Origin of the sequence: Roseibium album, assembly GCF_965233825.1 — a bacterium.
Lineage (GTDB): Bacteria > Pseudomonadota > Alphaproteobacteria > Rhizobiales > Stappiaceae > Roseibium > Roseibium album.
Window position 1 is genome coordinate 6,696,339 of record NZ_OZ247583.1, and the last position, 13,220, is coordinate 6,709,558.

Sequence of the window (13,220 nt, forward strand, 5' to 3'; positions counted from 1 at the left end):
AGACATTGCTGCCCTTGGGGGGTGGCTTTACCGAAAAAGCAAGGGACACATATCGTGAAAAAACTCGCACTGCCGACACTCATGTCAGTCGGCGCAATGACCACGCAGGCCACCGCAGCCGGAAGCGATCCGAGATGGTGGGTCTCACCGGGAGAAACCGACACCTACACCTGGGTCGGATTGATAATCTTCCTGCTTGCGATATTCCTGGTGGTGCACCTTTATTCCCAGTTCGATCACTATGCAGAGCACCGCGCCAAGGGCACGCCGCTGCGCACCACTATCCCGACGATGCTGACGGTTGCGCTGGCATATGAAATCATGCCGGCACTCGACCATTTCAGCATTCTGCTGCCAGCTGCACTCGTCATGACTGCCATTGCCCGAGACTTCATGCTGTGGTGGCGGCCCGAAGATGCGGAGGCAGCACGATGATCGAGATCCTCGTAACTTCATTCCCGTTTGTCTTGCGGGTGATGTATCTTCGTTGGCGTGGGATGCCCGTCACCCTTTACAACGTCCACCGGGCCCTTTTCCTGTGGTTCGTTCTGGCCCTGATCGTCTTCTTTGCCGTCTTTTACTACTACCCCAAGTCCTATACCGGCCTTGTGCCCTACCGCACTGTTCCGGTTGTTGCCGAAACCGGCGGCACCGTAACGGAGATCTTTGTCAAAGGTGGCGACCACGTGAAAGCGGGCGATCCGCTTTTTGCGATCGAAAATACGTCTGAACTCGCCAAGGTTGAATACAGCCAGCGCAAGGTGGACGAGGTTGACGCTGCCATCGATGCGGCGCATCTGGAGGTCGAGACCGCCGCGGCGTCGCTTGCGGCTGCACAAGCTGCCTTGAAGCAGGCGGAACTAACACTCGCAGATCATCTCGAACTTCAGGCCCGGGGCTCGGCGGCCTATCAGCACAGCCAGATGGAGCGTGCAAAGTCACAACGCGACAGCCGCAAGGCAGAAGTTGATGCGGCGGCAAGCAGGTTGGCAACTGCCGAAATCCAGGAAACTGCAATCCTTCCGGCGCAGCTTGAAAGCGCCAGGGCTTCACTGAAACAGGCGCAGGTGGAGCTGGACAAGACCCGTGTGCATAGCTTTGTCGATGGAACTGTTGAACAGCTGGCGCTGAATGTGGGTGCCCGTGCCGCCCAGGCGGCAATGAGCCCGGCGATGATGATCGTCCCGGATCGCAGCCGCAGGGAAAAGGCAAGAATCGTCGCCGGGTTTTCCCAGGTGTCACGCACCGAACTCTATGAAGGCATGGCCGCCGAAATAGCGTGCGAAAGCAACTTCAACATAGCGATGAAAAACACCGTCCTGCCGGCGCGTATCACACGGATACAGGAGCCGATCTCATCCGGTCAGATGGCCCCCACCGGCCGGCTGATGGAACCCTCGGAACGCGCAAAACGCGGTCAGGTCGTGGCGCATCTGGATCTCGTGCACCCTGAGCACCAGGACCTCCTCGTCCCGGGAAGCGGGTGCATCGTCCAGACCTATACCACTCACCTCAAGGGCCCTCTTGAGGGCAGCATGACGGCGCACGTGATCGAAGCACTCGGCATCATCAAGGCTGTCGGCCTGCGCATAAAGGCCTGGCTCGGTCTCGCATCCGGCATCGGCCTTGCGGGCTCAAGCCACTAGATCAGACCATATCTGGTCGGGTCTCAAATTCGACTCCCGGTGCAACTGCCGGGAGTTTTTTTGTGCTCTTGCCTCTGCTGGCGCTGGGCTGCAAACAGCTGCGTGATTAACCATAACTCTTTGACAGAAATGAATATTTTGAAAAATAAACTGAACTCTACAGCGTGATTGGATGACGCCGAAACTTGCTGTGAACATTTTGGCCAGAACAAAAAAACACATGGCCAGACGCCTAAAGAAGCAGCCCTGAAGTTCAACCATATTCCGCTTGTCAACAAACAAACTGCCCTTTTGGGGGGCGGTGAACATCTAAGGAGCAGTCCCATGAAAGCTAAAGCACTCACCCTCGCAGCAATCGCCTTTTCGATCGGCTATGTCAGCGAAGTCAACCTTTCCTCCATCCCGTCAGGCGCACCCGTTTCGTTTCAAATGAGCGAAGCCAACGCACAAACAGCATCCCAGAATGCAGCACGCCGCACGTCCCGCCGGACGTCACGCCGCGTGAACCGCCGCCATGAAGCAGCAGAAAACGCAAACGAAAACAACTGAATTCTGACGCCAGTTGCTGGCATCAGACAACTATCTATCAGCCGCGCGTCCAAAACAGATCAGCATCGCGGCACCCAAATCAAAGGAATAGTGAAATGAACACAAAAGCACTCACACTCGCAGCAGCAGCATTTTCAGTCGGATATGTCGGAAACGTCGATCTACCCTCTCCCCAGTCAACTGGATCCCTTTCATTCAAGGTAGCCGACGCAAACGCCCAGACCGCTTCGCAGAATACCGCCCGTCGCACAGCCCGCAGAACGTCTCGCAGGGTCAACCGGCGTCAGTCGATTTCAGGCTGCACACCTTACAACGCCTACTACAATTGCGGCGGCGTCTACTACCAGGCCGTGACGCAGGATGGAACCACTGTTTACGTGGTCGTCAAACCCTAGTCAGCGGCAACAAATCATATCGACTGATCTGCCGGAACCGGGGAACCGTTTCCGGCAGCAGTCGTTTGGGAGACAGCTTGCACAAAATCCCGACTTGCGAATTTTCTAATTAAAGCCTGTAAGCAATGCGAGCCTTCGCGAGCTCCGGTTCAATCCGCCAGACCATCGCTTCGGGCATATTTTTCCGCATCGATATGGGTCTGGGTCACCCGGTTATGCACTTTTCTGGTACGTTCGACGCGGCCAATAAATCCTGGTTCCCGGGCATAGCCGAAAATCACCGTGTGGCGTTCGCCTTTGCCTTTGACAACACGGTGCAGCGAGAACCTGCCCTTGAAGATCTGAAGATCTCCCAATTCAAGCGACAAGTGCTGGACACGATCGCTCTTGCCGTCCAGCACGTTTTCCACTTCTTCATAACACTCATCTCCGGGCCGGCGTAGACCCGGTACATATTCGAAAGTGCCACCCTGGTCCGGCTTGCGCGTCAACAGGCTGACGATAAACTCGTTGGTGTCGTAGTGCCATGCCAGCTGCTGGCCCTCTTTCATGACATTCACCACGACACCGGCAAGCGGATCGTCGAAAGTGAAAAGTTGCTCCTCTTCAAGGCTGTCTGCAATGAACTTCTGGAAGTGGGCGCTTCGGTAAAGCGACAGGCTGGGCCCGTATTCGGGAAACCGGTCCATGGCAACAAAGCCGTTGGTATTTTCCGAATATCGACGACGCGGATGGCTTGGGGGCAGCGACGGATCATCTTGCGTGAAATAGGGGTTGATGGAGGAGCTGGAAAAATGCGCCCCCGGAGCAATACCGGTCACCTCGGCATCGAACATTTTCCGGCAGTCCCGACGAATGAAACCATCGATCCGGGCACACCCTTGATTGCGTAGGGCAGCTCGCACTTCTGAAAGCCGTCGACCATAGGCGCTACTGTCGGGTTGATGGATTGGCCAGCGCTCCAGATCGACACAGGCAAGCGCTGCGATTGAAGGCGCATCCTTATCATGCTTCATGTCATTGTCCCTCGATAAGAATTAGTCAACAAGATGAATGACATTTCCAATTCCGCCGGTAAAATGGGTTCTACATTCAAAAACATAAGTCAGACTAATGCATTTGTTAGACGTCACTCATTGGTCGCTCCTCTTCGCGCTAAAAGACCAGGAGACATTGTCAGCCGCTGCAATCGGTCTCGGAATTACGCAGTCGGCAGCGACCCAACGGCTGCAGGAAGCCGAAAGACGTTTGGGAGTTTCGCTCACACACAAAGTTGGCCGGACACTTGTTCTCACCGAAGCCGGGCTGATACTCGCGCAGGCAGCGGCCCAGACTCAGCCCATCCTGCTGCAGGCCGAAAACGATGCGATCTGGCAGGGAAAGCGGAATTCAAAAAGGCTGCGTGTGGCAATGAGCCAATTTGACCCGCCGGCGCTGGCTATGAACCTGATCGACATGTGCCGGCGTGAGTTGCCGGATTTGTCGGCTGAAATCACACGCGTTTCAGCCGAGGGAATCGTTGCTGCCATCAGGGACAAGACAGCTGACCTCGCATTGGTCCCGGGTAAACCGCGACTTCCCGGCCTGGCCTCCAGACCGGTTTTTTCCGACAAGCTTGTTGCCATCTTTTCGAAAGTCGACTTCTCGGGTGAGGCCGTGCCTGTGCAACCTCAGAATTTCGCCGGAAAAACTTTTCTGACATACGACCTCAGGCCGGAGCCAGGCTGGGAGTATGACAGCTTCTTCCAGCGAGGAAGATCCTTTCCCGCAGAAGCCGTAAAGATAGAATCCACGGAGCTCATCTGCAGACTTGTTTCACAAGGATCCGGTGCTTCCATACTTCCGGGCCTTTGCATCGGCCTGTCCGACTATGCGGACCGCCTTGCCGCCGCCGATCTCGACTGTGAACCGATCCGGTTCGAATGGCATTTGATCCATGCACAAGAGGTGCCGGAACACCTGCTGAACCGGATCGCTGAATATGCCACGCAGTGGCCGGCCGCGATTTGAGGATAATATTTGGAAGAGTAGTTCCGTTTACAGCCAGGCCAGGACCGAGCGCGATTTAGATCAATTTTGTAGAATTCAACATTTAAATTAAGTATAAAACGAAAATAACTAAATATTTAAACGTCACATTTTAGACAAAGGACTGAAATTAAAAGCTGTCATCAGTTTCACAGGACGCAACTGATTCATTTGCAATACGGGGGTCTTATGACAGTTCTCATTACCGGCGGTGCCGGTTACATCGGATCGCATTGCTGCGTTGCCTTTCAGCAGGCCGGTTACGACATTGTTGTGCTTGACAATTTGTCCAACGCAAGCAGCGCCAGCCTTGAGCGTATCGCTGCGATCACCGGTCAGAAAATTGCGCATGAAATCGCCGACATCAGGGATCAGGCTAGACTTGAGCAAATACTTAGGGACTATAACTGCACCGCAGTCGTCCATTTTGCGGGCCTGAAGGCTGTTGGTGAATCGACCAAGCTCCCGCTCGTCTATTATGAGAACAACGTCGTCGGCACGCACAGGCTACTGTCTGCCATGGCCAATTGCGGCGTCAGGCAGATGATCTTTTCGTCTTCGGCGACAGTCTATGGTGAGCCCCAGTTTCTTCCCCTCACCGAGGATCACCCCACCAGTGCCGTCAACCCTTACGGCCGGACCAAGCTTGTGATCGAAGACATGCTGCGCGACGTCGCCGCCAGTGATCCTGCCTGGCGTTTCGGGATCCTGCGGTACTTCAATCCGGTCGGCGCGCATCACAGCGGCCAGATCGGCGAAAACCCTCTTGGGATACCGAACAACCTGATGCCGTTCATCACCCAGGTTGCTGACGGGCGCCGGGAGAAACTGTCGGTTTTCGGCAACGACTACGACACCCGTGACGGAACAGGCGTGCGCGACTACATCCATGTCACCGATCTGGTCGAAGGACATCTGCGAGCCCATGAGGTTCTCGCATCAGGATCTGCTCCCTCCAACTGCTTTGCGGTCAATCTCGGCACCGGCAACGGTTACAGCTTTCTGGAAATGGTGAAGGCGTTCGAGCGCGCATCGAACAAGGAGATCCGTTTTTCCTTCGCCCCCCGGCGCGATGGCGATGTCGCGGAATGTTACGCAAACACGGACCAGGCCGAAAAACTGCTCGACTGGAAGGCTGAACACGACCTGGATGCCATGTGCCGCGACACCTGGAACTGGGTCTGCAAAAACCCCCGCGGCTACGAAACGACGGCGTCCTGATCGAAGGTTTCGTTCGATCTGATAGGCGGTGCACCGGAAAGCACATGTCTTCGCACCACAATGATCGTGATTTGAAGGCAATCAGTTCAACAGGCACCTGGTGCAGATCGTATCTGTGACGGCGGCTCATCTGCGCCACTCATTTCCACGTCACACCGGGAGTGTGACACCCAACAGGTTGGCCAGGGCAGCCTCACGCTTCGCAAGTGTGCCATCGGTTGCTGTGGCCAAAACCAGCTTGCGCCGCAAATGCTTTGGCGAAGGAACGGTTTGCACGGATCCGGATCGGTATCGTTGGACATCCGGCTCGGGAAGCAATGTAAAGCCGAGGCCCGCAGTAACGCATTCCATGATCGCCTCGAGATTATCCAGCATCACCGTATTGGCATTGCGTGGGCGATCATGGGTCGCCATCTCCGCGGCAATGAGCTTGCCAATTCCCGTATCAGGCATGAAATGGAAAAAGGAATGGCCCATCAGGAGGCCCTTCAGCCCATTGGCGAGAAGATCCTCGTGAGCCGCAAAGACGAGCGGTTCCTCGCGAATGATGCGTCCGGAAAGAGCGTCAGGCAAACCGTCGGCGTCTGTCACAACGGCAGCATCAATCTGACCGTTAACGACCTTCGTCTGCAGGGTTTTGGAAAGACCCGTCTCGAATTCGAAAGCCGCATGTGGCGCTTTGCGCTGGGCATTCTTGAGAAACTTGGGAAGCAATCGCACGGCTGCTGTCGTGACAAAGCCGATCCTGAACCGCCCGACCAGCGTGTTGGTCGGCCGGCAGATCTCCAGCAGACTTTCCTCGCGGCGCAGCAGCGGGATCGCCTCGGTCACGATGGACCGTCCTATCGGCGTCAATCTCGGTGGCCGGACCGACCGATCGAACAGGTCAACTCCGAGCTCGGTTTCAAGCGCCTTTATCTGCATTGAAAGCGCTGAAAGCGTCATGTTGAGTTGCTCTGCCGTTCTGGCAAAGGAGCCAATCTTCGCGATTTTCACGAGACTTCTGAGCGATCGCGTCTGCACAACTCAAACTTTCCTGTATTTGATATACATTTTTATTCGATTGTCCTGAACTTTAGCAAGTGTATTCTCACGGAAACGTTATTGAAGGCTACTGTCATGACGCATCCGCTGGTGACCATCGCGAAAGAACTGTCTTCAGGCTTTGAAAAGCGCGCCGCCGGATGGGACAGGTCCCGCACATATTGCTGGCAGAATGTCAGCGAGCTGGCGCATGCAGGGATCATGGGAATGTCGATCCCGAAGGAATATGGCGGTCAGGGAGCGAGCTTTCTCGACGTCGCCATGGTGATCGAAGAGATAGCCAGGGCCTGCACACTGACTGCCCGAATTGTCGTCGAAGGGAACATGGGCGGCATCAGCGCCGTCATGGGTTACGGCAGCGATGCGCAAAAGGCATTCTGTGCACCCCATGTGCTGGCAGGTGACAAACCTGCCATCTGCATAACGGAACCGGAAGCTGGAAGTGCCGCAACCGAAATGCGAACAACAGCGCGCAAAAAGGGAAGCAGGTTTGTTCTCAACGGGACGAAGCACTGGATCACCGGTGGCGGCGTGTCGAAGCTGCATCTTGTCTTTGCCCGTGTGTTGGACGAGGCAGGCTGTGAGCAGGGCGTCGGCGCGTTCATCCTCTTCGCCGATCCTGCCAACGGGAATTCCCCCGAGGGTTTCAGCGTCGTCGGGCGCGAACACACGATGGGGCTCTGCGGCATGCCCGAGGCTGAGCTGCAGTTCGACAATGTTGAAATTGATGCAAATTGGCTGCTTCACCCGCCATCCGGCTTGAAGCACGGCTTTGCCGATCTCATGAACGCTTACAATTCGCAGCGCGTCGGTGCCGCAATGATTGCCGTTGGGGTTGCCGCCGGAGCGCTCGATCATGCCAAACGCCACTTGCTTGACCGGAAGCAGTTCGGGCGTCCACTCGCCGAATTCCAGGGGTTGCAGTGGATGCTCGCAGACATGGATACGCAGATACATGCCGCCCGCCTGCTTGTTCACGAAGCGGCGCGTTCCCGCGGTCCAAACGGAAGTCGCTACCCGGACATGACGATGGCCGCACGCGCAAAGCTTTTTGCTTCTGAAATGGCAATCAAGGTGGTCAGCGACGCGCTTCAGATGTTCGGCGCACGCGGTTACGGCGATCAGGAACCCCTGGAAAGGATGTACCGGGACGTGCGTATGTTCACCATCGGAGGTGGGACAACGCAAATCCTGCGCACGCAAATCGCAGGAAGCATCCTCGGCATGAAAACACCCCAGACGCGCGACGGTTACACGTGCCTTTCGGAGACGATGCGCGACGCGGCGGAATAGCTGCCGCTCACCGATGTCGCCAGATGAACTAGGCGCTGAGATCCTGGAACACGCGTACGTTCCGCACGGTGGTCGCAGCGCCCGCAACATCGCCGTCGTTCTTGCCGGCAAAGGGTGCTACGGCGTTGCTGAACAGGAGCATCGCCGGTGTGTGCGCGAATGAATTTTCCACGTCAAAGACCTCCAGATCGTCCACGTAGAACCGGAATTCGTTCTCGTTCCAAAGCATCGCGTAGCGGTGAAAGGTCTCATCCAGCCGCATGTTCGACCGGTACGTGGCGGCAAGAACGATCTTTTCGGGTTTCCATCGCCGTGCCGAAACCTGAACGATGTTCGGATACTTGACTTCGGCCACATCCAGCTCGAATTGGGTGTCCCCTTGCAAGGACCTGTCGGAAACCATCCAGAAAGCATTGTTGACACCCGCTTCATTCGCAATGCGCATTTCGCATTCGAAATATCCGTATGTCTGCCGGAACGAACGGGACCGGATATAGCCCCCGGTAAACGGTCGCTTGGGATCATTCTGATGTCCGAGATTGAGATCAAGCTCGCCGTCTTCGACCACGACATTGCGGGGATACCGCATCGTCAGATGTTTGTGCCCGCCGCGTTTGAGAAGTTCCCACATCGCGTGAAATCTTACAGAATCGTTGAAATCATCCTCGAATGTCAGCTTCCAGTCTCCGCTGGCCTGCTGCAATGGCGTCGGCAGGTCTCCTCCCGAAAACGCCGCAACATGTCCTGGTACAGCCAGAACTGCCAGGGTGGACGCACCACCCGCCGCGGCTTTCAGAAAGCGGCGGCGGCTGAGTGTCTCATAGGGCGACAAACTTGACGTCATCGCCTTCAACTTGCCAGCTTGGCGTTCGGTTTCGGAGCCTTCAGTTCGCGAAGTGCCAGCTCCAGTTTCCAGGCACGGTCGCGCAGGGTCTGGATCTCGCCTGTCATGTATCCCACCTCATCCTGGAACCAGTCTGTGACCTCACCAAGGTTCTGGTCCGTCTGAACAAGGTTCGGCTTTTCAAGCGCCTTCTTGGGCGGTGCGGTGACCGGATTTGCCAGCACGTGGTTCAAGCCATTTTCCGTCAGGAACCGGTGATATTCAGCATAGTTCAGCCGATAAACATGCTGCACTTTCGAAAAGTCGGCCTTCTCGAAAATGTTCTCCAGATTGATCGGCATGTAGTCCTCGACCTCGACCGAGGGTATGGCGAAGAGTGTCGAGAGTTCGCGGATGCGGGAATCGTAGGTGAAGAACACCGCCGGAATACCCTGATGAAGACCGATCACGTTTCCATGGAGCCGGAAGCCGACCAGAACGTCGACATTTTCCTTGGCGTCCGCGGCCCACTCGTCGACATCAAAGAAGGCCTGCATCCGGTCGCTCACCAGCGCTTCGACATCCTTGTCACCGTCGAGATTGTACTTCTCCAGGATTGACTGGATATGTTTCTGCTTTTCCTCACCCTTTGCGAAGATGGCAAGTGTCTCTTCCCGCTCGCCCTGGGAATAGAGCCGGTTGACCGGCCGCTGGGCAACAGCCTGGATCAGCGCACGTTGCATGCGGTTGGTCTTTGTCGCGTTGGATGCATAATCCGCTGAAAGATACCGGTTGAGCGTCAGACCTACACGGGCTTTTGCCGGATCGATCGGACGGATTTCAATCGACGGACGCAGATTGCGGTAGAAGCTCGGGCAGCCGATGATCCGGACATTCTTGATGCCGATGTCGTTGAAGACCTCCGCGCTGTAGACACCGCGAACACCGATCGTTTCGCATTTGTCGGCAATGATCTTCCAGGCTTCGACACTGCCTTTCGGCAATTCGAGTTTCTTGTACTTTGCCGCCTGAGCACCCACGCCGACCGGGACGATCGGGCCCTTGAGCTTTTTCAGAAGCGGAATGACATTGCTGATATCAACGGTTTCGGTCAGATAGTTGGACCCGCGAATGACCGTGGCATCGTAGTCTTCCTGCGGCCAGAGCTTCTCGTCACCAGCATGCGCAAACTGCAGGTTCTTGATCTGATCGTAGGCCAGCGCCTTGAGCATCGCGTCATAGACCAGTACGTCGCCCGTATTGATGCCGCCGCGGGAGAATGAAGAAAGAGGATCGTCGATTTTCAGAAATGCGGATTTATTGCCTGGCTTTACGGCAGCGCCGCCATTCAATACGAAGAGCTTTTTCATGTGAACTACACCTTCCAGTATTTGGGCCACAAGCGCCCTTCTTGTTAACGGGCTGAGGAATGACGGTTCAGCGGTGGCATTTCCGGATCTTTGCGATATGCCCCGCGAACCAGGGGAGCATCTGATAGTTTGCCGGCTTGCGACTTGATAACTTTGGTCCGCCTGATGCTTTGAAGCCGGTCGGGGAACCACGTGTGCAACTGCCTGAGCAGCGGCTGCAGGCTTTTGTCCCAACTTCGATCCGTGGATCTTGCCGCCGCCTGTTTGGAGAGTTTTTGTAGGAGACCCGGCGATTTTATGATGCCTTCGAGCACGGCTGTCAGGTCATGGGTCACGACCCCGTCGTCGCTCGATCTCAAGAGCAGCCCGTCAACTTTGTGGTCGATCAGTTCCGAAACGGCACCGACATCTGTGGCAATCGGCACGCATCCAAGACGCTGTGCCTCGATGATCGCGAGCGGCGCTCCTTCCCATCTGGAGGGGAGAACGAAGACATCGGCCCAGGTAAGCAGCTTGCTCAGATGACGGCTGTCATAGACGGGCGGTTCGACACGAATGCCAATTTCGGCGAAACGGTCTTTCCAGGACCCTCCCGCACCTGCATCCATGATGTCGGATCCAACGACACGCCAGTCGATCTCGACACCTCGCCTTTTCAAGGTCCGCGCGGCGGCGAAGATACGTTCTATGCCCTTCTGGCGATCCAGCCGGCCCAGGAACAGCGCTCTGACAGCTCCGTCCCGTTCGCCCGTTCGTCCGGCAGTCAGCCGTTTGACCTCCTCCGGAGCAAGCGGGTAGCCGGCCGCGTTGGGGATATGAAGCAACTTGGCGCTCGGAACACCCATGCCGTGCAGCCATTCGGCCATATCCCTCGAACATGTGAGGACGCTGTCATAGATATGCTCATAGGCCAGCGTCAGATAGGGATGGCCGGCCGGACGGCCGCTTTCAGACGCGTCCAGCACATGCACATAGTTCACGATCTTTGCGCCGCGCCGTCTGAGTTCACCGAATATGGCATTTGCCGGTGCGAGCTGATTGTTGATGATCACATCGAGACCGGAAAGAAAGCCGATTACCTCCTCGGAGCGCGCGTCCGCGTCATGACCCATCAGGATGTCATGCCCGGAAAATGTGTTCGGTCCGCCCCAGAGCGGATAATCATCCGCAAGGAAGTTTATGCTGTCGAAAATGCCGTCATTGTCCGGAATGCGATTGTAAACCGGCTTGCCGAAAACGTAGAGATGGACCTCGCAGCCGGCGCTTTTCAGAACGCGCGCCGTAGCATAGGCCACCTTTTCAACCCCGCCGAAACTCGCTATCGGCAGCAGAAGCCCTACCCGAATCGGGCCGTTCTCCTGTGCCAGTCTCGGCATCAGTGGCGCAGCGCCAAGTGAATGGCGCAGAAGTTCGTAGTATTTGCTCCGGTCCGGGAAGTAGGCAGACCGCCAGATCCAGCGCTTGTCCGTACCGCTCCGATAGCCGGAATCCCGCAATGCACCCAGCGTCGCAAGCAGACTGTTGGTCGAAGAAAGCGCAGTCCCCTGCATATCGTCGGCCGAAAAGGGACCACTCACAACGATCTCTGCAATCTTGGGGGATGGTTTCGCCTTTCCGAGCGTCCGCACCCAGTCATCCGACTTGTCCTCGACGCATTGCTGGATAATCCCGAGAGAGCACATCCAGCCAAGTGGCTTCTTGTTAAGTTCCCTGTCGTCGCCGAGCGTGGCAACCTCAACACCCAGTTTGTCCCTGTCGCTTTCAAAGCGGATGGCGACGAAGTGGTGGGTCTGGGAAAGGCGTTCGCCCAGCCACAGAACATTGTGAAGCAGCCCGAAATCCTTCAACGCGTCCCGATGCGCCGGTGACATCCAGAGCCAGAATGGTGGCACCCCGAATGTTTCCGGCTCGGCACGCGCGGCCCAGAACATTTTCACGAACTCTTCAAAGCCGCGCCTGTCATGCGAAACAACCGGATCCGTGAACAGGTCGACCAGGTAGGAATCGGTGCCGAAGGCAAGATAGCGAGGCGTCTCCTCATGCTCCCAGCGCAGAAGCGTGTCCGCCGAAAATAGCTTTTTGTGCTTTGTTCGGATGTAGCCCAGAATGCTCTCGCGCGTGCGGTTGGAATCCCGCAGCATGCTTTCCGCGCGCTGCCGGTATTCAAATCCGAAAAACGGGTAGTTCGCCCCTTTGAAACCTTTGGAAATTGCCTGGAGCCAGAACTCCCAATCCTCGAAACCGGATTTCATGGTTTCGTCAAACCGGACATCGGCATCGAGGATAGCCTTGGAAACCAGGCTTCCGGCTTCGCAGATATTGTCGAATGTCACATGTAACAGACGGGAATACTGCGCCGTGTAATTCCCGTTCCATTCAATTCCGAACTTGTCGATATTGGGATAGATCCAGTCGATGCCCTTGTTCGCCCGCAGATACTCCAGGAGAACGCGCATGGCCGTCGGCGTGATGCGGTTGTCGGCATCCAGGAAATAGACGGCCTCGAGATCTGCGAATGTGCGCAACGCGAAGTCGATGCCGTAGTTTCGCGCCGAACTCAATCCGCCATTGGGCTTTCTCAAATAATAGACATTGTCGTGCGCGAGCGCATACGCCTGCGCGACCTGAGCCGTTTCCGGAAAGGGACAGCCGTCATCAACGATGACGACTGCAATATTGAATGGTGCCTCTTGCGTGAGCGCTGAATCGATCGCTTCCGTCAACAGGACGGAGTGTTTGAACACCGGAATGAGAATGGCAATCGTGGCGGATGGCTTTTCGGAACTTCCAAACTGGGCATAGCGCACATTCGGATGACCCTGACCAGCTGCGGTCTGACGAAGCATGGTCG

Annotated in this window: 12 protein-coding genes; 7 read left to right on the forward strand and 5 right to left on the reverse strand. The window is 56.2% G+C overall.

The annotated features are described in order from the left end of the window. The first annotated feature begins 54 nt into the window (after positions 1–54). The 4 genes from ACO6TI_RS30775 (at position 55) to ACO6TI_RS30790 (ending at position 2,590) form a co-directional block, all read left to right on the forward strand. Positions 55–435, forward strand: a complete 381-nt coding sequence (locus tag ACO6TI_RS30775; protein ID WP_197000362.1) for a hypothetical protein — start codon at positions 55–57, stop codon at positions 433–435. Then, positions 432–1,646, forward strand: a complete 1,215-nt coding sequence (locus ACO6TI_RS30780; protein WP_409859085.1) for an HlyD family secretion protein — start codon at positions 432–434, stop codon at positions 1,644–1,646. The genes ACO6TI_RS30775 and ACO6TI_RS30780 overlap by 4 nt, the downstream gene beginning before the upstream one ends. 168 nt (positions 1,647–1,814) lie before the next feature. Beyond that, on the forward strand, positions 1,815–2,195 hold the full coding sequence (locus tag ACO6TI_RS30785; protein ID WP_422384016.1) for a hypothetical protein: 381 nt from the start codon (positions 1,815–1,817) through the stop codon (positions 2,193–2,195). A 95-nt stretch (positions 2,196–2,290) separates the two neighbouring features. Beyond that, complete coding sequence (locus ACO6TI_RS30790; RefSeq protein WP_422384017.1) at positions 2,291–2,590, forward strand: hypothetical protein; 300 nt, start codon at positions 2,291–2,293, stop codon at positions 2,588–2,590. Positions 2,591–2,739: 149 nt separating this feature from the next. Here ACO6TI_RS30790 and ACO6TI_RS30795 read toward each other — a convergent pair whose 3' ends face one another. Then, entirely contained in the window at positions 2,740–3,606 is an 867-nt protein-coding gene (locus ACO6TI_RS30795) for a HalD/BesD family halogenase (RefSeq protein WP_422384018.1), read from the reverse strand. Positions 3,607–3,703: 97 nt separating this feature from the next. On the opposite strand from ACO6TI_RS30795, the gene ACO6TI_RS30800 reads away from it, so the two are divergent. After that, positions 3,704–4,600, forward strand: coding sequence for a LysR family transcriptional regulator (locus ACO6TI_RS30800; RefSeq protein ID WP_422384019.1), 897 nt, complete (start codon positions 3,704–3,706; stop codon positions 4,598–4,600). A gap of 207 nt (positions 4,601–4,807) precedes the next feature. Then, on the forward strand, positions 4,808–5,839 hold the full coding sequence (gene galE, locus ACO6TI_RS30805) for a UDP-glucose 4-epimerase GalE (RefSeq protein ID WP_422384020.1): 1,032 nt from the start codon (positions 4,808–4,810) through the stop codon (positions 5,837–5,839). Between the two features lie 150 nt (positions 5,840–5,989). Here the strand turns inward: galE and ACO6TI_RS30810 are convergent, their stop codons facing one another. Further along, positions 5,990–6,862, reverse strand: coding sequence for a LysR family transcriptional regulator (locus tag ACO6TI_RS30810; protein ID WP_282046888.1), 873 nt, complete (start codon positions 6,860–6,862; stop codon positions 5,990–5,992). A gap of 96 nt (positions 6,863–6,958) precedes the next feature. Between ACO6TI_RS30810 and acdA the strand changes: the two genes are divergently transcribed. Next, positions 6,959–8,176 carry a 3-sulfinopropanoyl-CoA desulfinase gene (gene acdA, locus ACO6TI_RS30815; protein WP_196901038.1) on the forward strand — a complete coding sequence of 406 codons (1,218 nt, stop codon included), beginning with the start codon at positions 6,959–6,961 and terminating at the stop codon, positions 8,174–8,176. Positions 8,177–8,204: 28 nt separating this feature from the next. Here acdA and ACO6TI_RS30820 read toward each other — a convergent pair whose 3' ends face one another. From ACO6TI_RS30820 to ACO6TI_RS30830, 3 genes are read right to left on the reverse strand one after another with little or no spacing between them, the layout of a single operon-like run. After that, complete coding sequence (locus ACO6TI_RS30820) at positions 8,205–9,020, reverse strand: family 16 glycosylhydrolase (RefSeq protein WP_422384021.1); 816 nt, start codon at positions 9,018–9,020, stop codon at positions 8,205–8,207. Positions 9,021–9,025: 5 nt separating this feature from the next. Further along, positions 9,026–10,369 carry a polysaccharide pyruvyl transferase family protein gene (locus tag ACO6TI_RS30825; RefSeq protein WP_055113138.1) on the reverse strand — a complete coding sequence of 448 codons (1,344 nt, stop codon included), beginning with the start codon at positions 10,367–10,369 and terminating at the stop codon, positions 9,026–9,028. Between the two features lie 44 nt (positions 10,370–10,413). Next, positions 10,414–13,215 carry a glycosyltransferase gene (locus tag ACO6TI_RS30830; protein ID WP_196879572.1) on the reverse strand — a complete coding sequence of 934 codons (2,802 nt, stop codon included), beginning with the start codon at positions 13,213–13,215 and terminating at the stop codon, positions 10,414–10,416. Positions 13,216–13,220: the final 5 nt, after the last annotated feature.

Coding starts and splice junctions, on each gene's coding strand:
- ACO6TI_RS30780 (WP_409859085.1), top strand. CDS start 432: ATGATCGAGATCCTCGTAACTTCATTCCCGTTTGTCTTGCGGGTGATG.
- ACO6TI_RS30790 (WP_422384017.1), top strand. CDS start 2,291: ATGAACACAAAAGCACTCACACTCGCAGCAGCAGCATTTTCAGTCGGA.
- ACO6TI_RS30795 (WP_422384018.1), bottom strand. CDS start 3,606: ATGAAGCATGATAAGGATGCGCCTTCAATCGCAGCGCTTGCCTGTGTC.
- ACO6TI_RS30800 (WP_422384019.1), top strand. CDS start 3,704: ATGCATTTGTTAGACGTCACTCATTGGTCGCTCCTCTTCGCGCTAAAA.
- galE (WP_422384020.1), top strand. CDS start 4,808: ATGACAGTTCTCATTACCGGCGGTGCCGGTTACATCGGATCGCATTGC.
- acdA (WP_196901038.1), top strand. CDS start 6,959: ATGACGCATCCGCTGGTGACCATCGCGAAAGAACTGTCTTCAGGCTTT.
- ACO6TI_RS30820 (WP_422384021.1), bottom strand. CDS start 9,020: ATGACGTCAAGTTTGTCGCCCTATGAGACACTCAGCCGCCGCCGCTTT.
- ACO6TI_RS30825 (WP_055113138.1), bottom strand. CDS start 10,369: ATGAAAAAGCTCTTCGTATTGAATGGCGGCGCTGCCGTAAAGCCAGGC.
- ACO6TI_RS30830 (WP_196879572.1), bottom strand. CDS start 13,215: ATGCTTCGTCAGACCGCAGCTGGTCAGGGTCATCCGAATGTGCGCTAT.